Here is a 26,468-nt window from a genome sequence, read left to right as displayed (position 1 = left end):
CGTTGAATCTCGCGTTGATCCTTGTTCAAGAATATCTCCTTCTTTCCAATACGGGGAGGTTAAAGGATATGTCTCGTGAGTAACGGCATATCTACAGTGGTTACGATGAGTCAGAAACCCTCCCTTAGAAAATAATGTTATTGGGACCCATAGGCGCTGACGTCGGACACCTGTCAGTAGCCTCGTCGTTTTACGCGCATTCAAGTGAAACGTATCGTGGTTCACCCTGGTGCGGCGCTTTCGCTACTAAGCCATCATCACCGTGAGGAGCATCGGATCGTTGTCGAAGGCACGGCAAAGGTTACAGTTGATCGTGATGAGACGCTAGTAGCCGAGAACCAGTCCGTCTACACACCTCTCGGAGCGGTCCAACGTTTAGAAAATCCCGGCAAAGTACCGCTAACTCTTATTGAGGTTCAAACGGGCAGCTATCTCGGTGAGGATGATATTAACCGCTACGAAGATGTTTATGAGCGCGGCCAAGGGGCGAGGGGCTAACCTGAGCCACTCTTACTGCGGAAGGCGTCATCTTCAGCGTATGTTTGATCCTGCGCTACCCACCGCATCGCCCTTTCCAACGCGTGCTCTTGCTCCTCTGCTGCTTTGAGGTCCACCTCAAGCCTTTGGAAGAGCGGCAAATAGGCGGTGTCGGCCTCGAGGAGCTTGGCCACGATACGTATGGCGTTGCGGATCCGGCGGGTGTTGGCTGCCGGGGACGTGCCAGATGCAACAGTGCTCTGCGACCCGCTGTGGGGTGCTGGCGTTATGTTGTGCCGCATCTGCAATTTAGGCCGTGCTCCATGGTTCGCGCAGGGGGAGGCCTTGCGCGTCTAGGGTTTGGGGGTTGACCGAAGTCTTTCGGAGTTGATGTGTTCAATATAAAGCGGGCGGAATCGTATTTCAGCAAAAAAGCGACGTTATCCACAGGGAATATTTTATGTAATACTTTGTATTTGCGTTATTTTATTTCGCAAACCTGTGCCATGCGAGCCTCTGGAATTCTCATAAAGCCCCAAGCAGCGGGCTTTTTCGCCGCCCGCGTGCTTGCTTTTTATAGCGACACCTAGACTTCCATATCCTTAAACAACCCCACCAGTCTCTCGCGCTTAACTTCCCGCTCAGCAACAAGCACGTCCGCCAGCCTCTCGATCTGCCCTTTCCGAGGCGCAAGCAAATCACGAGCGCGGTCTTGCTGACGTGTGAGCTTGGCGGTGATGTCGTTGTGCTCTTTGTCGCTGAGGCTCTGCGGGACGATGGGGCCGAGCCAGAGAGGGCCGTGGAGACCGAGGCCGAGCTCGCGGCTCATCTGCGTGAGGAGCAGGGTGGCGCGGGCGAGATCGCTCTTGGTCCCGCCGCCCGATCCGCTCGAGACCTCCCCAAGCATCAGGTGCTCGGCTGCGCGACCGGCCAGCAGGATCGCAACGCGGTCCTCGAACTCCTGGCGCGTGCTGGGCGGCGTGGCACGAGCTTCCTCGACAAAGCCGCTGTCGGCCGCGATCACAATACGCTGGGGGAGCTGTCCGGTGAGCAGGGCGCTGACCAGCGCATGCCCCGCCTCATGGAGCGCGATGCGCCGCAGACGAGCGGGGTCTTCTTGCGTGGCCCCGAGATGCTTCTCCAGCGTGGGTAGATCAAGCGCACAGCTGTTTAGGCGCGCCTCGGACTTTGCCGCGCGCAGGGCCGCATCGATCACAGCCGGCGTGCGGCCAACGCAAGAGTGAGCGAGAGACGTGATTGCGGGTGAGGTGACTGTAGCCTTATCGCAGCTCTGCCCAAGAGCACCGCGCAGCATGGCGGTGATGTCGTGCAGATCGGGCAGGGGCATCTCGATGATCTCGTCAAACCGACCGGGGCGCTGGATCGCTGGATCAAGCGACTCCACGCGGTTACAAGCGCCCACCAGAATAACCCCCTCGTGGCGGGCCAAACGGTCGACCTGCTCCAGAAAGCCGTTGATCACCTGCACCCGATAGGATTTGCCGTTGTGATCGCTGCCGAAGCGGGACCCGACGGCGTCGATCTCGTCGATGAACAGCACCGCAGGGGAGGCTTTGAGCGCCTCATCAAAACTGGCGCGCATCGCATTGAGCATCTGGCCAAGATGTCCTGCGCTCTGCCATGTGGCAAAGCTGGCTTCAACAAGGGTCGCGCCCGCATAACGCGCCATTTGCCGCGCCATATAGGACTTGCCGGTGCCTGGGGCACCGTGGATGAGCAGGGAGCGGGTGAGCTCTCCCCATGGAATAGGAGCTTGCTTGGAGCTCTCCTGCTGGCGCGCGGTCCAGAGCTTGAGGTCAGACATGATCCGTCGCGCGGCCTGATGAGCGGTGGTGGTGCCCATCAAAGCTGTCGGGTCAGGGGTCGGACCAGGTGTTGCGCGCTTTCTCTCCGCCAGCATCGCCAGACTCTCGGCCGCCTCAAGAGCTGTCGGCGCACGGAGAGCAAAGAGAAGCTCGACCTCGTTCATCTCAGCGAGGACCACCTCATCCGGTAGCGCTTTGCAGACCGCAGCCTCGTCGACCCGCCCTGTGGCGCTGTGGCTTGCCCGCAGGACGGCGAGCAGCAGGTCTTGGGTGACGGGCGCAAGGGAGAGACGCGCTTGTTGCGGTGCTGTGTCTTGCAGGAGCGGAGGCAATTCCTCCTCGGTCTCGGCAAAGCACAGGATCGGGGTGCGGGTGGCGAGGATGTGCTTCAGATCCTTCGGCGACATGGTGTCGGGGATATAAAGCCGTCGCGGTTCAAAGGCTGTGGGGATCGGCCCACAGCTGTCCCAGCCATCCGGCAGAAGGATGTTGGACATGAGTTTTTCCACCAAGCGCCCGCCTTCATGCCCCAGAATGAGAGTGAGGGAACCGGGGGCGAGGGCGCGGGTAATGCACGCGCTGCTGCCAAAGCTTACAGCAAGCCGCAGCGCCATGAGCAACTCCCGATGGGGCAGGGCGGGCGCGGGCATGGCGCGGCCCTCTGTATCGGTGGCATAGGGATCGCCACCCTCGGCACGAATGGCCTCTGTAACCTCGGGCAGGTTCTGGGTTGGCCCTGCGTGCTCCAAAAGCGCCTGAAGGAATGGGCTCTGGTGCAGAGGGGGCTGGTAGGTTGCGCCAAAGCTGGGCCGCGGAGTGGACGGCTTGCGCTGCGCATGGGCTTGCAGCGCTGCCTGTGCCTCGGCCCGCTCGGCCGCTTGCAGCTTTAACTTCTCCATTTGCGCCTTGCGCAAACGGGTGATGACCTCTTGGGCAAAGCTCCACCACTCCGGACGCCGGCGCATGAGCGCGTTGGGCGAGGCAGAGGAGGTGGTGGTGGCGTGTGACGGGGAGACTGCAGCTGCGGAGGCGCGCGCTGGTGACGCCTGAGTAGACTTGGAAGCGGCAGTGGCGGATGCAGCAGAGGGTGAGGATAAAACGGTCATGGAAATGTCCTTTGCAGATGTTTTGGGGCAGGAGCGTGGTGACGTGAGAAGAGGGAAGAGGGCAGATTGGGTTTGGGCGCGAGGGGGGGGGTAACTGGGCAGCGTGTGCGGTGACCCAGCAACGCGCCGCCCTGGAAACCCTGCCGCCTAGCTTGGCAAAAGCGCGGTCAGCACCTTGAGGATCTCTGGTTCCAGCGCCCCGTTATAGATCTCGGAGCGCACGTTGATCCAAGGCGCATAGGTGGCAGCGGGCACCACGGCGTCTGGATGACGGGCCTTCAGTGCGGTATGCAGTGCCTTTTCCTGACAGAGCGCGTCATGGCCCGTGGCAAAGGGCACGGTGAGAAGTACGCTGGCCACGAGATCGGGGCTGCGCTTGAGCTGATAGGTAAGACGCGACTGCGGATCACGGGAGAAGCCGAGCTTGGCAAGGCGGGTCCCGTCAGGAAGCACGAAGCGCATGGCATAGATAAAGCTTGGCTCTGAAGCCCAACCCGCGTCGCAACTGGCGCAGGTAAAGCGCCCTGATTGCATATTGGCGCGGGCGATACGCTGCTGATGACCACAGTCTTTGTGTTCATAAAGGCGATAGTTCGGATTCCCCTCCGGATCCGGCCCGAGGAGCGTCCAGCCCCGTGCCTCCGCTTCGGCTTCCTCCTTGGCCTTGTGGCAGATCTCGCAGCGATAGGAGCAGGTTCCGGCTTTGACGCGCTTGATCAGCTCGAACTGGCGACGGAGGCGATGACCGCAGGGGGCGGTATAGAAGGCGGCAAGTGGATCCTCCGGGTCGCGCCCCTCCCAGACCAGCCCAACGGCCTTTGCATCTGCGCGCCAACGGTCTTCGATACAGTGAGGGCAAAGCGGCTGGTGATCACGCACCACATTGATCCGTGTGTCATGGGCCCGATGACAGGCTGTACAGCGGATAGAGAGATGAAAGCGGTCTTTGACCCGCGCGAGAATGTCAAAGCCTTTGGCCTTGGCGGCCTCCTGCCAACGGGCATGGATGGCTTGGGGGATACCCGGTGTAGACAGTGTTGCTGGCGGTGTTGCTGGCGGTGTTGAGGAGAGTGTTGCTGATGGTGACGTTGTGATGCTCATAAGAAGCTCCATTTTGAGTTGGACATGCGAATTGAGTTGGACATGCGGAGAGGGTTGCAGGCTGGCCAACGGCATCGCTGGACAGCCCCGCAGCGTGCAGCGCATGCAAGGGGAATGTGGTGCAACACGAGGCGCGCAGAGATATCTGAGCAGAGTGCGGAGCGCCGCCGCCTGAACAGCGTGAACCGTTCAAGGACGTCGAGGCGCCCGAAAGGGACCTCTCTTTTGAAGCGGCCCCTATGCCGAACGTGTTGCGATAGGTTCTGAGGAAAGCCGGGAGGTGGGCGGCCTAAGAGAGCCAACCCAAAACCAGGAGCTGCGTGTTATGCGAGAAGCATCTCTTCAGCCTCGGCCAGTTCAACCAGACGGTTTACGAGCCCCTCGGCGCGCGGCAGCACAGTGCTGCTGAGCGCGGCAAGTGCAGGATCCGCTTGGGCGTCCGCCAGAGTGCCTGCCGCAGTCATCTGTGCACAGCAGCTCTGGAGCCGCGCCTGATAATAGCGCATCTCATCCACGGCCTCGGTTTTGAGGATCTTGTGCAGATACATGCCCAACGTCCAGAGCGGGTTTACCGGCCCCAAAGCGCGATAAAGCGCATCATAGACCTGTGATAGATCGAGACAGTGCTGCCACTGCGCGGTAGCGTCGGCATAAAACCCGTCTGTAGCGGGATCCCAGCTCAGAGGGTTGAGCAGGTCTTCCTCGATCAGCAGTGCTTCTTGCACCGCATCAACCAGCGCAGCAAAGTGCTTTGCGCCTGAGGGAAGCGTGTCTGTTGTGGGGGAGGTCTTGTGTGAACCGGGTGCCGAAGCGCGGGTCAATAAAGCTGCCATGAATGCCGTGTTCGGCTCTTTTGTCACGCAAGCCTGCGTGTTAAGTGATTTCTTAGTCATCGTGATCTCCGATCCGAGATTGCTTTGGTTAGGGCTGGGAGGGTGCGCCAACACCGTCTCAGCTCGTCTTAATATATTTTGCTGCGAGCATATTGTCAACATGCTGCATATGTCTTATTTGCTATTTATGGCAAAAAATACAGTTTATCATATCAAGAAGCTCGTAAACCTAACCGAAGAACAGGCTGAACGGATCGCGGACTACCGGTTCTCCGAGCGTATTAATTCAGAGAACGAGGCCATCCGGCGTCTGATTGAACTTGGCTTACAAGCGCATAGCGTGGAGAAGAAAGACGGCTGAAGAGAGGCGGGGCCATATAGATGGCGCCTTCCACCTCGTCAAAACTGTCTTTGATGCCGCAGCGCGTGGCTGTCGTGCCTGCGTGACGCTACGCTTGCGTCTGTCCTGTGGCAGGCATGGAAACCTGCGCCAGCGTTGCACCCTCCGCATCATCCGCCATACCCTCAGCACCTCCCGCTGCTTGCACCGCCTTCTTCAAAAACGGTGTGAGCGCTTTGCGTTCACCTGTGGCATAAACAATGCGGTCCTCGCCACTGTCGTCGCGCTGTACCAGCAAGAGCGTCAGACCTTCTTCGCTGGTCGCGACCTCATCCGTAATCTGGATGCCGGAGGGGCGTTCAGGGTCGTGAGGCAGGGACGCCACCATCTTGCGGAACGCCGCCGCATCATCCGAGCCCGATGTAATGCCTTTGACATTGGCTCGGCGAATGGCATCAAGGCCACCGTTCCTTTTGATGAAGGCCCTTAAATCGGTTTCATCGGGATTTTCCTGATAGGCCAACTCAAGAAGCTTCGCATAGGTGAAGGCCTTTGGGCCGCAATCTCCAAACACGGCCCGAACGATCAGAACCGCAGGGCTGCTGTCTTTGCGCATCGGCAGGTTCTCGGTCTGCAAAAACGCTCTGACCTGCGCGATCAACGCGGGTTTTCTTTGAACAACCTGATAGAACTTGAAGCAGTCGGTTAGGATCGCGTAGAGCTCATCGCGCGCGGTGGATTCCCACACCTTGCGCCGCTGGGACAGGCACGACAGTTTGTGCAAGAATAATTCCACTTGATCTGCGGTAGGCTGGTGCTTTGAGGTTTGGCGCTCTGTCGCAACGGCTTCTGTGTGTTCTGCCTGCGTCATCTTATATCTTCCTCTAAATCTATATCTTTCTTTCAATGGTTTGTTGTGGTCCGGCAGCGCAGGGCCACAACTTTTGCCCTTCCAAAGACTCTGTTAACAGAGTCTTTTAGGCGTGTTCGGCTCTAGAAAAAATCCGGCGAGGGATCGTCGGGAGCGTCAGGAATGTCGATGCCGTAGGTTTCCTCGGTGGTATCTTCATCCTCCGGCGCTTCGGGGGCCGGCTCAGGTTCTGGGGGAGGCACCGGGCTCGGCTCTGGTTGCGGCGCAGGTTTTTGGTCAGGTTTTGGTTCCGGCCTCGGCCTTACCCTTTGTCCCCGTGGTGGCAAATAGGAAAGACCGAGTTCGGCACCGAGCGCGGCCAACTTACGGGAGGGGATTTGCGTTTTGGCATGGAGTAATTCCGCTGTCGTGAGAACGATGACACCGCCGGCGAGCCGGATCGCAAGAACTTCGCCGACCTGCGATATATGCCAGAAGCGCATGCGGAATAGCTCCCCCGGAAAGATCTGCTGCAGTGCGGCGTGAGCGGCCTTTAGTCTTTCGCCGCGGCTGTATTTGTCGGGTCTGAACGCACCGGGACCGTGAGCCAGTTCTGCAGCTGTTGCAGAATCTGTGTTTGCGCCTTCATCTCTTTCTTCTGCGCGTCGAGATGCTCGTTCAGCTTCTTTATCTGTTGCGCTTGTTCGTTGAGCTGGTGCCCCAGTGTCGCGAACTTCTCGTCGATCTGCTTGCTCAACTCCGAGTAATCCGCCGGTTTCTCCAGTTCCGTAGCGATCCGGGTCAGAAGCTGGAGTGCCTGAGCGATGTTGTCGTTCAGAGGTGAGGCGTCCCGCGCGTTCAGCAACTGCTCGAGAAGATTGATCAGATAATCCAGCCGCTCGGCTGTGTCCGGAGCGGAGGTCGCGACCTTGGGTTGACTGGCCTGACTGTGCTGATTGGGCTGAGAGGGATGTGGTGAGATGGGTTCTTCGGTCATGGCGAGACTCCAGTTGAGTGGCGATGTTCGTAAGCTGTGGTGTGAGGGCTGCGCAGAACCTGTCAAACAGCAACTGCTGCCGCCGGGCATTGATATGGTCCAAAATCCGGTGAAGCCGCGCCAGAAGCACGTCGGCCCCACGTAGGGCGGACGCACGGGACACCGTCGCAGATATGTTCAGGGCAGGGCGTGGCTTAAAGTCAGGGTGAACGCGCGGGATCGGCAGCGCCGCGGTGTTGTTCGTCGCAGAGCCGATCATCGCAACGATCTCTTCGGCCGACCGCGGCGCTGGCCAATTCCCTTTGCCGAAGTAGCGGTGGTTATAGCTCACGCGTCGTTGCCAGTTGGAGACAAGGCGGGGTGCGGCCCCGTCTAAATAGGCTTGGCGGTTCCGCAAAGCCCGCTGCAGCTTCGCCTCATCTCCGGGACCGTCCATGATCAAGCCGGTCACCACAACGCCATCGCGGCGCGGCGCGCCCGGCGCGCCAAGCAGTAGGGCGTCCTTGTCTGGTTTGGACGACGGTATGTCTTGGGGACCCCAGCCCAGTGTCCTCAGTATCTCTCCTATGCGGTTCAGCATGTCTTGCAGAGGGGTTTTTGCATGGCGCAGCTTCTGCAGTGCCTGCACCACCATCTCTCTGGGCCTGTCAGGGCCAAACGTGATGCCTGCACGTGTGGCCTCGATCACTTCCTTCTCGAGCTTGTCCGGGCCGGTAAGCCCGAGTTTGCGCTCTGGATCACGAGGATCTGCAAAGCCGAAGTGGTGGTTCAGGAAATCCTCTAGACTGTTCCAATGGGCCTTAGTGCCTTCCGAGAGGGAGTGCTGGTTGATGTTTAATGGACGCCCATGGCCTCCCATCACGCAGCGCGGCCAAAGCACATTCAGCTCGAACCTCTTTGCATGGGTGTGCGTCGTCACCATAAATGGCAGACGCGCGTGCTGCGGAATCCCCGCATGGGCAAAAGCGTCGACCGCAAACAGCACCCGCGCCACTTTCTGTCGGAGCGCAGGGTCGCCGCGGTTAAAGGCCTCCTGATCGATATCATGCTCATGGAACGATAAGACCATCGTGCGGATTTTGGTTTGGGTTGTGATTGCATGCAGCGTTGATAACAGCAGTTGTGGACGCCCGTGCAGCAGCTCGGGAGCCGGGGTGCGCGCCACATTCCCAACGCCGGGTTTGAGCACCGAAGGCGCCAGCGCATAATCAATCGGGATGCGCGGTTCCGGTGCCTCCATATGCCTGGACCAGCCGATCATCATAAGGGGCTATCCTCACAGGCCACGGCGGTGCGCGGGTCATAGTCCGGGAGGAGGGAGGTAAACATCTGCTCCAGCCGCTCAAGCTGGGCCAGACACATTGTACAGTCGAGATTATCGCCGGCGGCATCGATGGCCTGCGCAATCTCAAGCTGCTGCGCGAGAAGCTGATCGAGTTTCGATATGAGAATGACCGAGTGCCGCGAACCCAAGGCTGCTTCCAAGGGTTATCCACAGGTTTTTTCGCGGACCGACTTTTTTTGAATGGGGTGAAATGGGATGGGGCTGGCATCAATTGAGGGTGTGATGTCGGTCGGCAGATCAACAACAAGTTTTCTGTAATTTAGCCAAAGTATGTGTGAGATCGCCGCAACGAAAAGCTATTTTCGCAACGCGAAACTAAAGGCGCTCTCCTCGTCCCAACTGACCCAGTTCGGTAATCTTGCATATCAGGTTTACTGCAAATGAGGAGTGGGTGAGAACTGGTGCTTCGCAACAGCCCGCTTTCTATCAACATTTTGCCGGACCGCGGGGTAGGAATATCTGCGGTTCGTTCGCCAAACCCGGTGAGCTTGTTGAGGAGTGCCTTGGAAGCAGAAGGCCATGGCTATCCGTTTTCCGCTGTCCCCATCAGATGCTCCGGTACGTCCAGCATAACCGACAGTGCAATCTCCTGCCGCTCTGCGAGGGGCATGCTGTCACCGTAGACTTCGCGCCCACGTCGCCCCTTCAGCGAGTGGCCCATGAGTTCGCCGCGGTCGTCTGTATCATAGCCCGCTTTCTTCATCCGGCTCTCCCAACTGTGACGCAGACCACCGATGGTGACGCCTTCGGGAAGCAGCTTACTCTCGCGTAAGAATTTGTTAACCGTCGCGCTATAGCTGCTCTTGTTGCGATAGCGTGGGAAGCCCTCCGCATGACGCTTCGCGGCCTCAAGCGCAACGCCAACCAATGGAATTTGCCGTTGCGAGGATTGGTTTTTGACTTCGCGGCGGTTGTCCGGATCGTCTGAGGCCTCATTAACAACCTCGATATGGGGGATTGGGTGATCCAGCTTCAGGGCGGAGGCCGGAAGGTTATAGATCTCGCTTTGTCGGCATCCCGTCTCAATCGACATAAGCAAGATATCCCGTGCTTCGGCGTTCAACCCATTGAATGCGCCAGGCGCAAACCACTTCTCGGTAATCCACTCAACCGGCACTTCTGCCTTACGGCTGCTGCTTGCATGGCGATCACGAATGGCAACACCGGCATAGGGCCTGGGAGGATCTTCATGATCAAGGTCATCGTAAAATCGCGCGAGCATCCCGGAAAGGTAATGAAAATCTTTGTTCGCTGTTTTGACCGACTGCCCCTCTCGTTCGATCTTCGCCTGCCACCATTTTCGATGACGGCGCGCTTCGGGGGTGCCAACAGCAATAACATCGCAATCTTTTCCCAGAGCCTTGATAAGATTACCAACAGCTCGCTTACGAGGGTTTAGCCAAAGCCGCATTTGTTCGGGGCTTTTGAAGCGATTGTCGTGTGCGTTGAGGTCCTGAACGTGGTCCACCAAACCGGAGAGCTTAAGCGTTGGAGCCGTAACATTGCCTAAGAGAGCGGTTGCAAGCTCTTTGTCCGGCGTTCCACTGGTGGCTGCCAACTCTTCAACGCGCTCAAGAATATCCTCCAGCGGTGCGGTTTGCAGTTCTGAGAGATGTTGAAACGTAAAGCCATGCGCAGAAGCGATCTGTTGGGCGGCGCGATACTTTTCCACTTCGGAACCATCACGTCCCAGAAGCTTTGCCTCCCACAGCGCTACCTGTTCAGCCCAAATCGTATTCGCTCTGATGCGGGCAAGGGATTGAGAATCTGTTTTGAGGCTGATCCAGATGATCTTGCGGGGCTCGATCTTGGCAAACTGAACAGGAACCCGTCGCTTCAAATACCATGTCGTTCCACGCCGAACCAGATTGACCATATGCCACTCACCTTTGCCTCAATGTGGTGCAAAATGTGGCGCAAAAAGGGTAGCAGATCAAGGAGGTTAGGGCGCCTTTGTTTGTGGGGCTGGTGTGTTTAGTTGATTTGATTGAATAATTTTCAGAATGCCATCGATCTGGTGGCGGAGACGAAGGGATTCGAACCCTCGAGACGGTTTCCCGCCTACTCCCTTAGCAGGGGAGCGCCTTCGACCACTCGGCCACGTCTCCGCTGACCCGTCTATCAGCGGCGCATAGGGGGAAACAAGCGCAAAAACGCGTTTGCGGGCATTTTTTTGCGCTTGTTGGGGATGTCAGGTATTGAAGAGGAAATGCATCACATCGCCGTCCTTTACGGCGTAGGATTTTCCTTCTGCTCGCATCTTGCCTGCTTCTTTTGCACCGGCCTCGCCGCCGAGTTCGACATAATCTTCATAGGCGATTGTTTCGGCTCGGATGAAGCCCTTTTCAAAGTCGCCGTGGATTACTCCTGCGGCTTTCGGAGCAAGGGCACCGGCAGGGAAAGTCCATGCGCGGGCTTCTTTGGGGCCGACTGTGAAGTAGGTCTTGAGATCAAGAAGAGTGTAGCCAGCGCGAATGAGGCGATCCAGGCCAGCTTCGTCGAGGCCCATTTCGGAGAGGAACATTTCGGCTTCTTCGTCCTCGAGTTGGCTGATTTCTTCTTCGATCGCAGCGGAAATGATCACGTGCGCGGCGCCCTGGGCATCAGCCATTTCAGCGACTTTGGCGGAAAGGGCATTACCTTCTGCTGCTGCGGATTCTTCGACATTGCAGACAAAGAGGATCGGCTTAGAGGTCAGTAGTTGAAGGAGCGACCATGCGCGAGCGTCTTCTTCGTCAACTTCAACTGTGCGCGCAGGCTTACCGTTCTCGAGCGCTTCGAGGGCAGCTTTGAGCAGTCTTTCCTGCTGAACGGCCTCTTTGTCGCCGCCGCGAACTTTGCGCGATAGGCCCTGAAGGCGTTTCTCGATGCTTTCCATATCGGCAAGCATGAGTTCGGTCTCGATGGTTTCTGCGTCCTCAACGGGGTCAACGCGGCCGTCAACGTGCGTTATGTCTCCATCTTCGAAGCAGCGAAGAACATGGGCAATCGCATCGCATTCGCGGATGTTGGCAAGGAACTGGTTGCCGAGCCCTTCGCCCTTGCTTGCACCCTTTACGAGGCCCGCAATGTCGACGAATGTCATGCGCGTGGGGATGATCTGTTTAGAGCCAGCAATTGCCGCGAGCTTGTCGAGGCGCGCGTCCGGTACAGCGACTTCACCAACGTTCGGTTCAATGGTGCAGAACGGAAAGTTTGCGGCCTGTGCAGCAGCGGTTTTGGTAAGTGCGTTGAACAGAGTGGATTTGCCTACATTCGGCAAACCGACGATACCCATTTTGAAACCCATGAAACTCTCCGGTGGCAGTTGATTGGACGCATGTAGTGGCGCAGAGGGGGCAAGGTCAAGCGGGGCATTGATTTCCGGCCTGTTTTCGCGCAAAACGCTTGGAAAATACTGTGCCGCACTATGGCCCGCGCGAAGGAATGACCATGACAAGAATTGATGCCAAGTTTTCAGAGCTGCGTGCGGCGAATAAAAAGGCGTTTGTGGCCTATGTTATGGCGGGTGACCCAGATTACGAAACGTCGCTTGAGATCGTTAAGGGCTTGCCAAAGGCAGGCGTCGACGTGATCGAGCTTGGGCTGCCATTTACCGATCCGATGGCGGATGGCTCTACAATTCAACTTGCAGGACAGCGCGCGTTGGATGGCGGTATGACACTGGCGAAAACGCTTGAGTTGGCTGCGGAGTTTCGCAAGACAGATACAACAACGCCGATTGTACTGATGGGGTATTATAACCCGATCTATAGCCGTGGCGTGGATGCGTTTCTTGAGGACGCTAAGGCAGCTGGTATAGACGGGATGATTGTTGTCGACCTTCCGCCAGAAGAGGATACAGAGCTTTGTATTCCCGCGCAAAACGCAGGGATGAATTTTATTCGTCTGGCAACACCAACAACCGATGATAAGCGCCTTCCCAAAGTGCTCCAGAATACCTCCGGATTTGTTTACTATGTTTCGGTTACCGGAACGACGGGTGCCGCCGAAGCAGAGGCGGGTGACGTGGGGCCGGAAGTGGCGCGGATTAAATCGCAAACCGAACTTCCTGTGATCGTTGGTTTCGGTATCAACACACCAGAGAAGGCCGAGAATATTGCCAAGACAGCAGATGGGTGTGTCGTTGGTTCTGCGATTGTTGGCCAAATCGGCGCGGGTAAATCTGCGGATGACGTTCTTGAGTTTGTGGCCAAGTTGGCGGAGGGCGCGCACCGCGCCTGATAACTTTCAAACTGTAGAATTTGAGGGCGGTTCCGGTTGGGGCCGCCTTTTTTGTTTGCTGAAACGCGCCTGTTCGCTCTTCGGTACAGATTCATGTTGCATTGCACGGAAATGGCGATATTGGTAAACGAAAGTTACCAATATTGACGAAAGTGCCCTGAAATGCCCGTTATTACCTGCATCGATGATCTGAAGCGCCTGCACAAACGGCACTCGCCTAAAATGTTCTATGACTATTGTGAAAGCGGAAGCTGGACCGAGCAGACATTCCGCGAGAACACCAGTGATTTCGAGAAAATCCGTCTGCGGCAGCGCGTTGCGGTCAATATGGAAGGCCGTACGACCAAGACCCAGATGATTGGGCAGGATGTTGCAATGCCGGTGGCTCTTGCGCCAGTCGGCTCGACAGGGATGCAGCGCGCAGATGGCGAAATCAAAGCCGCCCGTGCCGCAGAGAAATTCGGCGTTCCATACACTCTATCTACTATGTCGATTTGTTCGATTGAGGATGTGGCCGAAGCAACGAGCACGCCTTTCTGGTTCCAGCTCTATGTGATGCGGGATGCGGAGTTTGTGTCTGGTCTTATCGCGCGAGCGAAAGCGGCAAACTGTTCAGCACTTGTGTTGACGCTCGACCTGCAGCTCTTGGGACAGCGACACAAAGACCTGAAAAACGGCCTCACAGCGCCGCCCAAATTTACACCGCAAACAGCGCTTGATTTGTCGCGCCGTTGGAAGTGGGGCCTAGAGATGATGGGAACAAAGCGCCGCACGTTCCGCAATATTGTTGGCCATGCCAAAGGTGTGGAAAATCTCGGTTCGCTGTCACGCTGGGCGGATGAGCAATTTGATCCGCGTATGAACTGGGATTGGGTGAAACGTCTTAAGGACGAATGGGGCGGCAAACTGATCCTCAAGGGTATTTTGGATGCGGACGACGCACGTATGGCGCTTGAAGTGGGTGCTGATGCGATCGTTGTGTCAAATCACGGAGGCCGTCAGCTTGACGGCGCGCTGTCTTCGATCCGGATGCTTCCGGCAATTCTCGACGCTGTTGGTGATAAGGTTGAGGTGCATCTGGATAGTGGTATCCGCTCTGGTCAAGACGTTCTCAAAGCAATCGCTATGGGAGCAAAGGGCACTTTCATCGGTCGCGCCTATATCTATGGGCTTGGTGCGATGGGCGAAGAGGGTGTGACTAAGTCGCTCGAAGTGATCCACAAAGAGCTGGACTACACAATGGCGCTCTGTGGTCACCGCGATATCAACAACGTTGATCGCGACATCCTGCTTGTACCGAAGAACTTTGGCGGCGAGTGGGAATAGCCTCAGTCAATTCGCGGGTCGCGCCGGAGTAGCATAAGAAGCACCGGCACGGCCGCGAGAACGAGTGCCACGAATACAAATGAGGCGGGTAGCCCAATGAGTTCGGCAAGGAAGCCGACAACGGGCGGCCCGACAAAGAAGCCAAGATAACCGATGACTGCAACGCGCGAGATTGCAAGCGAGCGGATGTCATCCGGTACACGTCGGCCAACAAGTGCAAAGACCATTGGCCCGATCACCGAAACACCTAGCCCCAACGCGCCAAAGCCGACATAAGCAACCATCGGGGTCGGGGCTGCGGCCGCAATGAGTGCGCCGGATGCTGCCAGCAGCGAAGCCCAAAATACGACCGTTGCTTCTCTGAACCATTGAACGAGCGCTTGCCCAGAGAGACGGCCAATTGCCATGGTGATGCCAAGCATCGCAGGGCCAAGCGCGCCCTCTGCCGCGCCGCCGCCAAGACTGCGTTCGATGTGAAGTGCGGACCACCCTTCGACAGCGTTTTCGGAAAGAAATGCAGCAAATACAATCAGACCGCCCCAGAAAACGGCACCGCCGAGCGCAGGTTTTCCTGTTGGGGTACTGACGTTTTCTACGCCAAAATCTTCACGCGGCTCACTCATAAACAGGCAAGAGGTGCCTATGACCGCGAACGCAATCAAACTGGTCGTCGAGATTCCGGTTCCTGAATCCCGAAGCAATCCCGCGCTAATGGCCGCGGTTGCATAAGCCACAGAGAAAAGCCCGTGGTTGAGATTCATGAGAGACGTGTTGTTACGGTTCTCAATGTTTGAAAGTCGCGCGTTCATGACCACATCAAGCAACCCAGACGCGGCACCTACGAAGAAAAGCGCTGCCGCAAAGGCTTGGGGAGATTCGAGGCGTACGGGAATCTGATAGGCCAACGCCAGAAAGAGCGCAGCAATCGGAAGCCCAAACCTTCCAGACGCCCGATCAAACCTTGGCGCAAGCCACATGGCGGTTACTGCACCAATGGCGCCGAAGAGCAGGACAGTTCCAAAGGTTGCATCAGTTGCGCCAATCTGAGCTTTGATCGCGGGGGCGTAGGCGGCAAAGCTGCCCCAAACGATACCCTGTGCCATAAAGCCAAGCGCGGTATGTCGGGAAAGATAGAGAGAATGGGTCCAGTTCATATGCATCGCGTTCGCATGGAAAAATTGGCAACGCAAGTCCCAAAGACAGCGAGCGTCAAAAAAGACTTTTCAATTGCGAGATTCTCACATATACGCGCGACTTCATCGAGCCTTACACCCTTGGAGGAAGGCTCTCTAACTTAGGAGAATCAATATGGCTGGCCAAATTCCAGACCTAGAAGTTACGGTTCGTACGGGGACAGGCAAGGGGGCCGCTCGTCAAGCACGCCGTGATGGACTCGTTCCAGGTATCGTTTACGGTGGTGGCGAAGATCCGCAACCCATCAACGTTCCTTACAACGTACTTTACAAAAAGCTGAAAGAAGGTCGCTTTCTTTCGACACTGTTCAACCTGAAAGTTGAAGGCCAAGAGGACGTTCGCGTTATCTGCCGGAACGTTCAGCGTCACACAGTGAAAGACCTTCCAACGCACCTCGACCTGATGCGCCTCAAGCGTACCAGCAAGATCGCGCTCTTTATCCACGTTGAATTCATCAACGAAGAAGAGTGCCCAGGCCTCAAGCACGGCGGCGTTCTGAACGCGGTTCGTCCTGAAGTCGAGCTGACTGTTACTGCTGGCGATATTCCTGAAAGCATCACAGTTGATCTTACTGGTCTTGAAGTTGGTGACACTGTCACAATCAACGACATCAAGCTTCCAGAAGGTGCGAAGCCGACAATCGACCGTGACTTCGTTATTGCAAACATCTCCGCTCCATCGAGCCTCCGTTCTTCCGACAACGAAGAAGAGGAGACAGAAGGCGAAGAGGCAGAAGCCACAGAAGAAGCAGCAGCAACAGAAGAGTAATCTTCTCTTTCTACTGTATGATTTATGAAACGCGGGGCCTTGGCCTCGCGTTTTGCGTTTGGGGGTGGATAAAATTCTGACCGTTGCGCATAGTGCGGTCTGAACCACTGATATTGCACAACTTGGGGGTGCCGATATGACCTGCGTATTTGTTCAGATCCGCTGCAAGCCGGGAACAACCTATACCGTCGCAAATGAAATCACGCTGCGCGAAATCCATTCCGAGCTTTATTCCACGAGCGGGGACTATGACCTTCTGATGAAGCTCTACATTCCAGAAGGGCAGGACGTGGGTAAGTTCATCAATGATAATCTCCTCAATATTGAGGGGATCGAGCGCTCGCTAACGACGCTGACTTTCAAAGCATTCTAAGAAAAACAAACGAGGGAGACTACAATGGGGATTCTGAAGAACTGTGCCGTCGCGCTGGGCGCGCTGGCAATTGGAGCAACGGCAAATGCCGAGCCACTTAAAGTTGGGATGATTACCACACTTTCCGGCGGTGGTGCTGGACTCGGGCTTGATGTGCGAGATGGGTTCATGCTGGCGGTTAAACAGGCCGGCTCAGACATGGAAGTTGTGATCGAGGACGACCAGCGTAAACCTGATGTCGCTGTTCAGCTTGCCGATAAGATGATCCAATCCGAGAAGGTAGATGTTCTGACTGGCATCATTTGGTCTAACCTCGCTATGGCCGTTGTGCCGAGCGCCGTTGCGCAGGACAAATTCTATCTGTCGCCCAACGCGGGCCCTTCCGCGCTTGCTGGCAAGGGCTGTCACAAGAACTATTTCAACGTGGCATGGCAGAACGACAACCTGCATGAAGCTGCGGGTGCTGCTGCGAATGAAGCAGGCTACAAGAGCAGCTTTATTCTCGCGCCAAATTATCCTGCGGGCAAAGACGCGCTTACTGGTTACAAGCGGTTCTTCGAAGGTGATGTCACCGACGAGCTTTACACCAAGCTTGGCCAAACCGATTACGCCGCAGAGATCGCGCAAATCCGCGCTTCCGGAGCCGAGAACGTCTATTTCTTCCTGCCTGGTGGTATGGGGATTTCCTTCCTCAAGCAGTACGCGGATTCCGGCGTTGATATTCCTGTAATCGGCCCTGCGTTCAGCTTTGACCAAGGGATTTTGCAAGCGGTTGGCCCTGCGGCATTGGGTGTGACCAACACTTCGCAGTGGAGCAAAGATATTGACAACGAAGCAAACGCGGCATTTGTTGCAAGTTTCCAAGAAGAGTACGGCCGTCTGCCGTCTCTCTATGCAAGCCAAGGGTTTGATACAGCAAACCTTCTGATCAGTGCTGCGGACAAGGCCGATGTAGCAGATCAGGACGCGTTCCGCGCTGCTTTGAAAGAAGCCGATTTTGCTTCGGTACGTGGTGACTTTGCTTTCGGGCCAAACCACCACCCGATTCAGGATATCTATGTGCGAGAAGTTGTTCAGGAAGGCGACGTGTTCACAAACAAGATCATCGGTGTCGGCCTAAGCGATCACGCTGATGCTTATGCTGCTGAATGTAAGATGTAGGCCGCTTTAAACGAAATTACCAAAGGCTCCGCGCGCAAGTGCGGGGCCTTTTTATTTGCTCCAAGCCTCTGCTGGGTCGCGTTCGGCATATTCAGCAAGGTCTTCGGTATCGGCAATAACAGCATGGTTCCGCTGAATGGTGACGCCGATGGCGCGAAGCTTTGCGAAGGCACGAGACAGGCTTTCGGGCTTCATTCCGAGGCGCCCCGCAATGAGTGCCTTGTCGTAAGGAAGCGTGACCGAACATTCCCCGATGTGATCTTTCGGGCAAAGGGTCAGTAGAAACTCGGCGACCCGCTGTGCGCCGGTTTGGGCTTTGAGTTGCTCAATTTGCGAAACCAGCCCGTGCAGATGCGCAAAGGTCGCAGCCAAAATAGCAGTGCAAACCTCGGGCCGCGCTTGCATCAGTTCTAGAAGCTTGCTGGCGCTCACCTGAACAACAACAGCATCCGTCACGGCCTCTGCGCTCACCGGATATTGATCGCCTTTGAACGCAACGGCCTCACCAAAGCTGCTTCCTTGCGTAAACACGCCCACAACGGCCTCTGAACCGTTTGGCGTGACGCGGAAGAGCTTTACCCAGCCTTCGATCACAACGAAAATGCTCGATGCAACATCGCCATGCGAGAAAATCATTTGCCCGTGCTTAAAGCGGCGGGTCTTTGTTTCGCTCAGAATCTCGTTTGCCAGATCATCAGGGATGCTCGAAAGCAAAAGTGATTCACGTGCGATTGTACGGTGTTCTTCTTGCATGGAGCTGTTTCTTTGATGTTGGAGCGCGCGTTGTAGGTTGGGCAATTGAGATACTGGTCAATCAAGCAACTGGCAAGGCAGAAAGAATATGATCACGCGGGACGGTTAGGGCGGACTTGGCGTTCGTCATTGCCATTTCACCAGCGGATTGGTAGGGCGCGCGCCACGTTGGGTCCTGCGCGTTGATCACGGCTGAAGCCAACTCTCGCTCTGTTTCGATTTTGATCGTTGCGCCGTTTCCGTGAAGCGTGTCGTAAATATAGGTGAAGTCGCTGTACTCCGGCCCGTGGATGACCACAGAGCCGAGCGTGATCGCTTCATAAGGATTTTTCCCCGGCAATGGCGCGCCAACAGAAGGTAACGAATGCCCGATGAAGCTTACCGGTGATAGGCGGAAGAACAACCCGAGTTCGCCGAGCGTGTCGGCGATATAGACTTCTGTATCAGGCTGAATTGCTTCGCCCTTGCTTCGCCGCGCGATGCGGGAGAAATAACCAAGGCACTTTGCGCGGGTTTGTTCGCTGTCTTTCGGATGACGAGGCGCTATTACCAGAAGTAAATCCGGAAGGGTTTTCCGCGCAATTTGATGGGCTTCAAAAATACGATCTTCTTCGCTGTGATGTGTTGAAGCTGCGAGCCAATATGGCCGGTTGCCAATTGCCTCTCCCAGCTTCTGGCGTTCCTGCTCGTTGTCCGGCAGTGGTTCGGAAGCTACTTTCAGCGGACCTGTGACGATTGTTTTCTCCGGTGCGGAACCAAGAGTAATAAAGTTCGCGCGCGAGACGTCCTCTTGACAAAAGATCATGTCGAACATCGAAACCAAAGAGCGATATAGACCACGGCCAAAACGGCGCTTGTGCATGCTTCGATCACTCATGCGCGCGTTAATGAGGAACATGGGTACGCTCGATTTATGCGTTTCCCAGAGTAGGCAGGGCCACATATCCAATTCCGAGAACACGGCAAGATCAGGCTGCCAATGCGCCAAGAATTTTCTTACCGCAGAAGTAGTATCTGCTGGTTGATATTGATGGATGACGCGCGGCGGCAGATCGATTTTGGCAAGCATATCCGCGGAGGTTCGTGTGTTCGTTGTCAGCACAAAGCTAACGTCTGGCCGCGCTTCGCCGAGCTCTTTGAGGAGAGTGAGTAATGACAAGCTTTCGCCGACACTTACGCCATGAACCCAGACGACAGGCCCAGCAGGTCGCGTAGCGAGGTTATCGCCCAATTTCTCGGCCATGCGGGCGGGGTCTTCTTTCCCCATTTTTAGCCGCTTGCGGAGGATCATGCGCCAGAGAGGCGCATTCAGCGCAGCAAACCCGAGATATAGGCGCAACAACACGTGATCTTCCTCTTACAGCGTTTTCAGAATGTAGCGCCAAGACAGGCGGGATTAAACATCTATTCGCCTGTTCGTACCTGTTCCGCAAGCTCGATGATTTTCGGCGTAAGTTCCTCGGCGATGAGTGCAACGCCGTCTTTGTTCGGGTGGATCGCGTCACTTTGCATATATTTGCGGAGCGCAGCTGGGTCGGTTAACTCATCTCGGAACGCAGCGAAGATATCCGGATATAACAGCACGCCTGTTTCCTGAGCGAGTTCGGGATATATCGCGTCAAATTCCGCCTTAAACTCCGGGCCGAAGTTGTTGCTGCTCTCGATGCCGACAAGAAGCAGCGGTAACCCTTTGGCCTGAACCCGTTCGATGATTTGAAGAAGGTTCTCGCGGCTCTGTTTCGGGTCGATCCCGCGCATGAGATCATTGCCACCAAGCGCCACGATCATGGCGTCGGTTTCGGGCGTCATTGTCCAGTCGATGCGTGAAAGTCCACCTGCGGTGGTATCCCCGGAAACACCGGCATTGATAAGGACCACATCTGCGTTTGCATCGTCCAGCTCGCGCTGAAGTTGGGATACCAGCCCCTCTTCAGCGGGGAGGCCATATCCATGCGTCAGGCTATCTCCGAGGACGGCGATTGTGACGGTTTGCGCTGAAACTGATTGTACAGTTGCAACCAACGAAAATGTTATGCCGAATAAGACGTTGCGAGCCGACAATGCCGCCCCATATAGAATTGATACGCCTTGAACAGGGAAAAGATTAATGGCCGACACGGTACTCTCGCTTTCTGATGTAACGCTCTCGCTTTCGGGGAACGTCGGAGTAGTGGATATTTTGAAGGGGATTTCTCTTGATGTCACCCGTTCTGAGACTTTGGCATTGGTTGGGCCGTCGGGTTCGGGGAAGTCCTCGTTGCTTATGGTCATGGGTGGCCTTGAGCAGGCCAGTTCGGGGCGTGTCCTTGCGTTGGGCCAAGACCTCTCAGTCATGAATGAAGATGCCCTTGCGCGGTTCCGCAGGCATCATATGGGCGTCGTGTTTCAGTCTTTCCACCTTATTCCGACAATGACCGCGCTTGAAAACGTCGCCACGCCGCTTGAACTCGCCGGAGATCGAGATGCGTTTGACAAGGCGCGTGCCGAATTGGAACAGGTTGGGCTTGGGGCGCGTGTTGGTCACTATCCGGCGCAGCTCTCTGGCGGGGAACAACAGCGCGTTGCACTTGCCCGCGCCGCCGCACCGAGACCAGAAATTTTACTCGCGGATGAACCAACCGGAAACCTTGATGGCGAGAACGGTGCCGCAATTATGGACTTGCTGATGGGGCTGCGCGATCGGCACGGCGCGACGCTCGTGATGGTCACACATTCCAACACCTTGGCGGCGAAATGTGATCGCGTGGTACGATTGGTTGATGGGCGTTTGGCCGAACTTGCCGAGGCTGCCCAGTGAAACTGTGGAGCCAATTGACGCAATCCGCCCGCATTGCTCGCCGCGAATTGCGTGGTGGTATCGCAGGTTTTAGGGTCTTTCTCCTGTGCCTTGCGCTTGGGGTTGCCGCGATTGCGGCCGTTGGCTCTGTGCGCGAGGCACTTCAACAAGGACTGGAAAACGAGGGCGCAGCAATCTTAGGTGGCGATGCGGAGCTGACCTTTACTTACAGGTTTGCAGATGATGCAGAGCGTGAATGGATGGAAGACACGGCGCTTGCGGTATCGGAAATTGCAGATTTCCGCTCCATGGCTGTTAAAGGTAGTGGAGATGACGCAGAGCGTGGCTTGACGCAGATAAAGGCGGTTGATGGGCTCTATCCGTTATACGGAGACGTGGGTTTGTCCGTTGGAACACTGTCAGACGCCTTTTCTGATGAAAACGGAACACCTGGCGCGGCAATGGATCAAATTTTGGCCGATCGGTTGGGGCTTGCGCTAGGAGACAGGTTTTCACTTGGCCTTCAGGAGTTTCGGCTCGGTGCGATCCTTGAGAAAGAACCAGACAGCGCGGGTATGGGATTTGGGCTAGGGCCGCGTACGATTGTGTTGAAAGAAGACCTTTCCGAAAGCGGTTTGCTTGCACCGGGAACGCTTTTTGAAACGAAATACCGACTAAAACTTCCAGAGGGTTCTGACCTTGAGGCCCTGAAGAAGGAGGCGCTCGACCTTTTCGGTGATAACGGCGCAAGGTGGCGCGACATGCGAAACGGCGCACCGGGAATTTCGCGGTTCGTTGATCGGATCGGAGCCTTTCTTGTGCTGGTCGGGATCGCTGGTCTTGCAGTCGGTGGTGTGGGGGTCTCTGCTGCGGTTCGCGCCTATCTTGAGAAAAAGACAGAAGTTATCGCCATCCTGAAAACGCTCGGCGCTGAGCGGCGCGTGATCTTCGGAGCCTATGTCATTCAGATCGGGATACTATCTGTTATTGGTGTTGCCATCGGCCTAGTTCTTGGCGCTGTGCTGCCTCTTGCTGTTGCACCAATATTGGAAGCCCGCTTGCCAATTCCGGCGGTTGTACAGGTGCATTGGGGTGCGCTTGCTGAGGCGGCGATCTATGGCGTTTTGGCCGCAAGCCTGTTCACGCTCTGGCCATTGGCGCGGTCCGAGAAAATTCGTGCGGCTGCTTTGTTCCGTGAAGTCTCTGGCGGTCCGAGTGGATGGCCGAGGCCCGTTTATATCGTCATCACAGCAGGCATTCTTGCCGCTCTGATTGGTGCGGCGGCATATTTTTCAGGTGTTCCGAAACTAGCGATTTGGGCGGCTGTTGGCGTGACCGGGGCGCTGGTCCTTTTGGCGATTTGCGCTGCAGGAGTGCGGGTATTTGCCCGTCATTCTGCGCGGTTTGCTCATGGGAGAAGCGCGCTGCGGCTCGCGCTTTCCGCCATCGGTGCACCAGGCGGTGCGGCGACATCCGTGGTCCTTTCGCTCGGACTTGGTTTGTCTATTTTGGCGTCGGTCGGCCAAATCGATGCGAACCTGAGAGATGCCATCGCGCGCGGCCTTCCAGAGATCGCGCCGAGCTATTTCTTTGTAGATATCCAACCCGACCAGATCGACCCTTTCCGAGATCAAACGCTTAACACGACTGGCGTAGACAACATTCAAACCGCACCGATGCTGCGCGGTATTATCACCAAAATTAATGGCCAACCCGCGCGAGATGTGGCCGGTGAACATTGGGTGCTCCGTGGAGATCGGGGGGTGACTTATGCGGACGCCCCACCAAAGAACTCAGCAATTGTTGAGGGAGAATGGTGGCCGGAAAACTATTCGGGGCCGCCCCTTGTTAGCTTTTCTGAAGTTGAAGGCGAAGAAATGGGGCTGAAGCTAGGAGATACGCTGACGGTCAATATTCTTGGCCGCGATCTAACGGTCGAGATTGCCAGTTTCCGCGCGGTCGATTTCTCCGACATAAGCATGAACTTCATCATGATTTTCAACCCGTCTGCTCTCGCAGGCGCCCCCCACAGTCATATCGCAACCGTTTATGCCGAAGAATCCGCAGAGGCAGGATTGGTTCGGGAGATTTCAAAAGAGTTCCCGAATGTAACGGCCATTCGTGTTCGAGATGCCATTGATCGTGTGTCAGAGGCGCTTGGCTCGATCGCGACAGCCACATCCCTCGGTGCCGCTGCGACGCTGATAACAGGATTTGTGGTCTTGATCGGTGCCGCCGCCGCAGGGGAGTCCGCTCGCGTGTTTGAAGCTGCGGTTCTACGAACTCTTGGCGCTTCTCGGGCAACGGTTTTGGCAAGTTTTGCGCTGCGTTCTGCTGTTCTTGGCGCTGCTGCTGGCGGAGTTGCAATTCTTGCGGGAGGCATTGCAGGTTGGGCCGTGATGACGTTCGTAATGGAGACCGACTTTAATTTTGATATCCCATCTGCTCTCGGGATTGTCTTTGGTGGTGCGCTGATCACGCTTCTTGCAGGGCTGCTCTTTGCGTGGCGGCCACTTTCTGCGCGGCCCGCTCAGGTCTTGCGCGCAAAAGAATAGGGCGCGGAAATTAAAAAGGCCCGAAGCAATGATTGCCTCGAGCCTATGGAAACGCGTTTGGTGCTATCTACGGAAGCTTAACTTGGTGCTCCGCTTGGCCTTTGCCGGCATTGAGCGAAATGAAGGTCGAGCCCGCTAGTGGCTCTTTTGCAAGTGCTTCATCTGACAGCAAGACACGAGCTGTTGTGACCAACAAGTCTGTCAGGTCTTTCCCGCCGAATGCAGGGCAGGAGGTCTGGCTCGCATCAGGAACCGCGATGGTTTCGAGCAAAACGCCTTCAGGGCTGTAGCACGCAACGCGGTTCGCGCCCCATTGTGCATTCCAAAGGCAACCGCGAGAGTCGACGACAGCGCCGTCAGCGCCAAAATCTTCATTGGTGAAATCGAGCCATACTTCGCTTGGGCCCGTTGGCCAGCCGTTTTCTTGGTTAAGCTTCTGGCGGCGGATAACCTTTTCGGCGGTGTCGCAGAAATAGGCGAACTTACCGTCCGGAGAGAAACAGATCGCGTTGGTGATGGTGATCTCTGGGAAGATACAGCGCACTTCGCCTTTGTAGTAGCGGTAGATTGCGCCCGCATTCGGCTCTGCGTCATAGCCCATCGTGCCAATCCAAAAGCCACCGAACGGATCAGCGCGGCCATCGTTGGATCGTGTTATTTCGTTGTCGGCTTCGATCTGTGCGAGCGTTTCACCCTTTTCGCCTTTGTCGACATCAAAGAGGAAGAGCGAGGTTTCGCTTGCGATTAGGAGAGTGGAGTGGTCAACCCAGCCAGCAGCAGAGACGCATTCGTCAAACTCCCACTCGAGCGGGCCAGTCTCATCTTTGGAGTAGAGCTTCTTTTCAAGAATGTCGAACCAGAAGAATTGTTCGCGCTTTGGATGCCAAAGCGGCCCTTCGCCAAGCGTGCACTGACGATCATCAAAAAGCGTTGCGTGTGTCAATTGCTTACCTCCTCAAGCGCTTTGTCGTACCCTTCGGCGGTTTCGACAGCGCGTTTATAGACTTCATCGGCGGTATAGCCGGGTTGATATAGTTTTGTACCCATCCCGAACCCTTGGGCGCCCGCAGCGAGCATCTCGGCAAAGTTCGCGGGCCCAAAACCACCGACCATATAAATCGGCGTCTCGGCAGGGAGAACGGCGCGGATGGCTTTCAATCCTGCGCTGCCAAGCAAGAACGATGGGAAGATCTTAAGGCCATCAGAGCCAGCTTGTAGTGCGGCGAAACATTCTGTTGGTGTGAGTACACCAGGGAAACTCTGGAGGCCGCGCGCTTTGGATGCGCGAATTACATCGACATCCATGTTCGGCGATACGATGAGCTTACCGCCAGCATCGGCAACAGCGTTTACGTCATCAACAGTGAGCACAGTTCCAGCGCCGATTAGAGCTTTGTCGCCAAACTTCTTTGCCATTGCGCTAATGCTCTCAAACGGCGAGGGCGAGTTCAGCGGCACTTCGATACGGTCAATGCCGCCTTCGATGAGTGCTGCTGTTATGTCGGTTGCTTCGTCGGGTTTGACGCCACGGATGATGGCGATGATAGGACGGCTCATGAAGAGGTCTCCTTTAGGGTAAGGTAGGCGGCGGCCAAGCCAGCGAGCGTAAGGTTTTCGGCATCCGGACACCGTGGCGCGCATCCTTGTAGCTCCAATGCGCGAGAATAAAGGCCAGACAGCGTGTCAGCCCCGATAATCGCGATATCCATGCCCAGCCAATAAGGGCGGGCTGCTGCGATTTCTGCGCCGATCAACAGGCCCGACAAGCGCGCGCGAGCTTCTGCATTTCCCAGATCGTGCAAAAGAGAGTCCGCGCGCAGGGAAAATAGTCGGCCAGCGAGTTTCTCAGGATGCGAGATAGCGTCATTGATTGCGGTTTCAAATGTTTCGTCGTTCCACGCCTTGCCCGCGACCGAGTGGCGCAAAACGGAGTGATTGCTTAGGCAAGCAAAGAGTTCACCCGACATAAAGGTCTGAAAACTCACGACCTCCTTTGCGGATATCCGAGCCCATTTGGTATGCGTGCCAGGTAAACAGACCACGCCGTCGAAATCTGGCTCTGCGGCGATGAAACCAGCGATTTGGGTTTCTTCGCCGCGCATAACGTCAGCGGGCTTCATCTGGCTTAAACCCGAAAGCAGGTGGACGTCCAATCTGCTATCATGTGTCTCGACTTTCGTCGTTTTGCCATCAAAAGGAAGGCAGGGAACCTCGGCATAAGGCGCTTCTTTCCAGCCTTGCCGTGCGCCGACCATGCCGCAGGCTACAACCGTTGTTTGCGCTGAAAGCCACGGTTCTACCAATTCAAGAAGCGCGGGTTCAAACTCATCTTTTGCAAGCGATCCCATGCCTTTGGCAGAGCCGTTCTCTGCTATGATTTTGCCTGCATTAGTCATGGCCCAAGCGCGAACGTGCGATGTGCCCCAATCAACTGCGATCCAGTCTGGTTGTTCAGAAGTCATG

24 protein-coding genes, 1 tRNA gene and 1 pseudogene are annotated in these 26,468 nt (G+C 56.2%); 9 read left to right on the top strand and 17 right to left on the bottom strand.

Translation table 11 applies throughout. The features are described 5' to 3' along the window. Positions 1 to 195: 195 nt before the first annotated feature. Positions 196 to 498: pseudogene (locus tag N9C89_RS12640) on the top strand (cupin domain-containing protein); the annotation flags it as partial. On the opposite strand, the gene N9C89_RS12635 reads toward N9C89_RS12640, so the two are convergent. From N9C89_RS12635 to N9C89_RS12620, 4 genes are all read right to left on the bottom strand, one after another. Then, entirely contained in the window at positions 495 to 671 is a 177-nt protein-coding gene (locus N9C89_RS12635; protein ID WP_263954279.1) for a hypothetical protein, read from the bottom strand. The pseudogene N9C89_RS12640 and the gene N9C89_RS12635 sit on opposite strands and share 4 nt — an antisense overlap. 392 nt (positions 672 to 1,063) lie before the next feature. Then, positions 1,064 to 3,409 carry an AAA family ATPase gene (locus tag N9C89_RS12630; RefSeq protein WP_263954278.1) on the bottom strand — a complete coding sequence of 782 codons (2,346 nt, stop codon included), beginning with the start codon at positions 3,407 to 3,409 and terminating at the stop codon, positions 1,064 to 1,066. A gap of 147 nt (positions 3,410 to 3,556) precedes the next feature. Then, positions 3,557 to 4,510: a GIY-YIG nuclease family protein gene (locus N9C89_RS12625; RefSeq protein WP_263954277.1), complete on the bottom strand. Its 954-nt coding sequence runs from the start codon at positions 4,508 to 4,510 to the stop codon at positions 3,557 to 3,559. A gap of 323 nt (positions 4,511 to 4,833) precedes the next feature. Further along, on the bottom strand, positions 4,834 to 5,403 hold the full coding sequence (locus N9C89_RS12620) for a hypothetical protein (protein ID WP_263954275.1): 570 nt from the start codon (positions 5,401 to 5,403) through the stop codon (positions 4,834 to 4,836). Between the two features lie 100 nt (positions 5,404 to 5,503). On the opposite strand from N9C89_RS12620, the gene N9C89_RS12615 reads away from it, so the two are divergent. Then, entirely contained in the window at positions 5,504 to 5,704 is a 201-nt protein-coding gene (locus tag N9C89_RS12615) for a hypothetical protein (protein WP_263954274.1), read from the top strand. Positions 5,705 to 5,792: 88 nt separating this feature from the next. Here the strand turns inward: N9C89_RS12615 and N9C89_RS12610 are convergent, their stop codons facing one another. The 6 genes from N9C89_RS12610 to ychF all read right to left on the bottom strand — a co-directional run bounded on the left by N9C89_RS12610 (position 5,793) and on the right by ychF (position 12,164). Further along, complete coding sequence (locus N9C89_RS12610; RefSeq protein WP_263954273.1) at positions 5,793 to 6,554, bottom strand: hypothetical protein; 762 nt, start codon at positions 6,552 to 6,554, stop codon at positions 5,793 to 5,795. A 122-nt stretch (positions 6,555 to 6,676) separates the two neighbouring features. Then, positions 6,677 to 8,794, bottom strand: a complete 2,118-nt coding sequence (locus tag N9C89_RS12605) for a hypothetical protein (RefSeq protein WP_263954272.1) — start codon at positions 8,792 to 8,794, stop codon at positions 6,677 to 6,679. Next, the gene (locus N9C89_RS12600; protein WP_263954271.1) at positions 8,791 to 9,003 is read right to left on the bottom strand and encodes a hypothetical protein; all 213 of its coding nucleotides are present in this window, start codon (positions 9,001 to 9,003) and stop codon (positions 8,791 to 8,793) included. The genes N9C89_RS12605 and N9C89_RS12600 overlap by 4 nt, the downstream gene beginning before the upstream one ends. A 395-nt stretch (positions 9,004 to 9,398) precedes the next feature. Beyond that, the gene (locus tag N9C89_RS12595) at positions 9,399 to 10,751 is read right to left on the bottom strand and encodes a DUF6538 domain-containing protein (protein ID WP_263954269.1); all 1,353 of its coding nucleotides are present in this window, start codon (positions 10,749 to 10,751) and stop codon (positions 9,399 to 9,401) included. A 142-nt stretch (positions 10,752 to 10,893) separates the two neighbouring features. Continuing rightward, positions 10,894 to 10,983, bottom strand: a tRNA-Ser gene (locus tag N9C89_RS12590). 83 nt (positions 10,984 to 11,066) lie between these two features. Next, the gene (gene ychF / locus N9C89_RS12585) at positions 11,067 to 12,164 is read right to left on the bottom strand and encodes a redox-regulated ATPase YchF (protein WP_263954268.1); all 1,098 of its coding nucleotides are present in this window, start codon (positions 12,162 to 12,164) and stop codon (positions 11,067 to 11,069) included. A gap of 143 nt (positions 12,165 to 12,307) precedes the next feature. On the opposite strand from ychF, the gene trpA reads away from it, so the two are divergent. After that, positions 12,308 to 13,099 carry a tryptophan synthase subunit alpha gene (gene trpA, locus N9C89_RS12580; protein ID WP_263954266.1) on the top strand — a complete coding sequence of 264 codons (792 nt, stop codon included), beginning with the start codon at positions 12,308 to 12,310 and terminating at the stop codon, positions 13,097 to 13,099. 162 nt (positions 13,100 to 13,261) lie between these two features. Next, positions 13,262 to 14,425: an alpha-hydroxy acid oxidase gene (locus tag N9C89_RS12575; RefSeq protein WP_263954265.1), complete on the top strand. Its 1,164-nt coding sequence runs from the start codon at positions 13,262 to 13,264 to the stop codon at positions 14,423 to 14,425. Positions 14,426 to 14,427: 2 nt separating this feature from the next. Here the strand turns inward: N9C89_RS12575 and N9C89_RS12570 are convergent, their stop codons facing one another. Next, the gene (locus N9C89_RS12570; RefSeq protein ID WP_263954264.1) at positions 14,428 to 15,579 is read right to left on the bottom strand and encodes an MFS transporter; all 1,152 of its coding nucleotides are present in this window, start codon (positions 15,577 to 15,579) and stop codon (positions 14,428 to 14,430) included. Between the two features lie 154 nt (positions 15,580 to 15,733). Here N9C89_RS12570 and N9C89_RS12565 point away from each other — a divergent pair, with 154 nt between their 5' ends. From N9C89_RS12565 to N9C89_RS12555, 3 genes are all read left to right on the top strand, one after another. Continuing rightward, entirely contained in the window at positions 15,734 to 16,387 is a 654-nt protein-coding gene (locus N9C89_RS12565; RefSeq protein ID WP_263954263.1) for a 50S ribosomal protein L25/general stress protein Ctc, read from the top strand. 136 nt (positions 16,388 to 16,523) lie between these two features. Then, positions 16,524 to 16,760, top strand: a complete 237-nt coding sequence (locus N9C89_RS12560) for an Lrp/AsnC ligand binding domain-containing protein (protein WP_263954262.1) — start codon at positions 16,524 to 16,526, stop codon at positions 16,758 to 16,760. A gap of 24 nt (positions 16,761 to 16,784) precedes the next feature. Further along, a complete protein-coding gene (locus N9C89_RS12555) occupies positions 16,785 to 17,921 on the top strand; it encodes an ABC transporter substrate-binding protein (protein WP_263954261.1) in 1,137 nt (378 codons plus the stop codon). Positions 17,922 to 17,972: 51 nt separating this feature from the next. Here N9C89_RS12555 and N9C89_RS12550 read toward each other — a convergent pair whose 3' ends face one another. The 3 genes from N9C89_RS12550 to N9C89_RS12540 form a co-directional block, all read right to left on the bottom strand. Next, positions 17,973 to 18,674 (bottom strand): Crp/Fnr family transcriptional regulator, encoded by a 702-nt coding sequence (locus tag N9C89_RS12550; protein ID WP_263954260.1) that lies wholly within the window; start codon positions 18,672 to 18,674, stop codon positions 17,973 to 17,975. Between the two features lie 61 nt (positions 18,675 to 18,735). Continuing rightward, positions 18,736 to 20,019: a 3-deoxy-D-manno-octulosonic acid transferase gene (locus tag N9C89_RS12545; RefSeq protein ID WP_263954259.1), complete on the bottom strand. Its 1,284-nt coding sequence runs from the start codon at positions 20,017 to 20,019 to the stop codon at positions 18,736 to 18,738. 59 nt (positions 20,020 to 20,078) lie between these two features. After that, the gene (locus N9C89_RS12540; RefSeq protein ID WP_263954258.1) at positions 20,079 to 20,792 is read right to left on the bottom strand and encodes an arylesterase; all 714 of its coding nucleotides are present in this window, start codon (positions 20,790 to 20,792) and stop codon (positions 20,079 to 20,081) included. On the opposite strand from N9C89_RS12540, the gene N9C89_RS12535 reads away from it, so the two are divergent. Together N9C89_RS12535 and N9C89_RS12530 are read left to right on the top strand one after the other, a co-directional pair. Next, complete coding sequence (locus tag N9C89_RS12535; RefSeq protein ID WP_263954257.1) at positions 20,782 to 21,471, top strand: ABC transporter ATP-binding protein; 690 nt, start codon at positions 20,782 to 20,784, stop codon at positions 21,469 to 21,471. The two genes, N9C89_RS12540 and N9C89_RS12535, sit on opposite strands and share 11 nt — an antisense overlap. Then, positions 21,468 to 24,005 carry an ABC transporter permease gene (locus tag N9C89_RS12530; protein ID WP_263954256.1) on the top strand — a complete coding sequence of 846 codons (2,538 nt, stop codon included), beginning with the start codon at positions 21,468 to 21,470 and terminating at the stop codon, positions 24,003 to 24,005. The genes N9C89_RS12535 and N9C89_RS12530 overlap by 4 nt, the downstream gene beginning before the upstream one ends. 67 nt (positions 24,006 to 24,072) lie before the next feature. Here the strand turns inward: N9C89_RS12530 and N9C89_RS12525 are convergent, their stop codons facing one another. Genes N9C89_RS12525 through N9C89_RS12515 form a run of 3 tightly spaced genes read right to left on the bottom strand, consistent with a single transcriptional unit; the run spans position 24,073 to position 26,467 of the window. Next, positions 24,073 to 24,948 (bottom strand): SMP-30/gluconolactonase/LRE family protein, encoded by an 876-nt coding sequence (locus tag N9C89_RS12525; protein WP_263954255.1) that lies wholly within the window; start codon positions 24,946 to 24,948, stop codon positions 24,073 to 24,075. After that, entirely contained in the window at positions 24,945 to 25,562 is a 618-nt protein-coding gene (locus N9C89_RS12520; protein ID WP_263954254.1) for a 2-dehydro-3-deoxy-6-phosphogalactonate aldolase, read from the bottom strand. The genes N9C89_RS12525 and N9C89_RS12520 overlap by 4 nt, the downstream gene beginning before the upstream one ends. Continuing rightward, positions 25,559 to 26,467: a 2-dehydro-3-deoxygalactonokinase gene (locus tag N9C89_RS12515; RefSeq protein WP_263954253.1), complete on the bottom strand. Its 909-nt coding sequence runs from the start codon at positions 26,465 to 26,467 to the stop codon at positions 25,559 to 25,561. Before N9C89_RS12515 ends, N9C89_RS12520 begins: the two co-directional genes overlap by 4 nt. Between the last annotated feature and the right edge of the window lies 1 nt (position 26,468).

The organism is Halocynthiibacter sp. SDUM655004 (genome assembly GCF_026015885.1).
GTDB classification, from domain to species: Bacteria; Pseudomonadota; Alphaproteobacteria; order Rhodobacterales; family Rhodobacteraceae; genus Falsihalocynthiibacter; species Falsihalocynthiibacter halioticoli.
The sequence above is the reverse complement of the archived record's forward strand: the minus strand, read 5'-3'. Positions and strand labels throughout refer to the sequence as shown.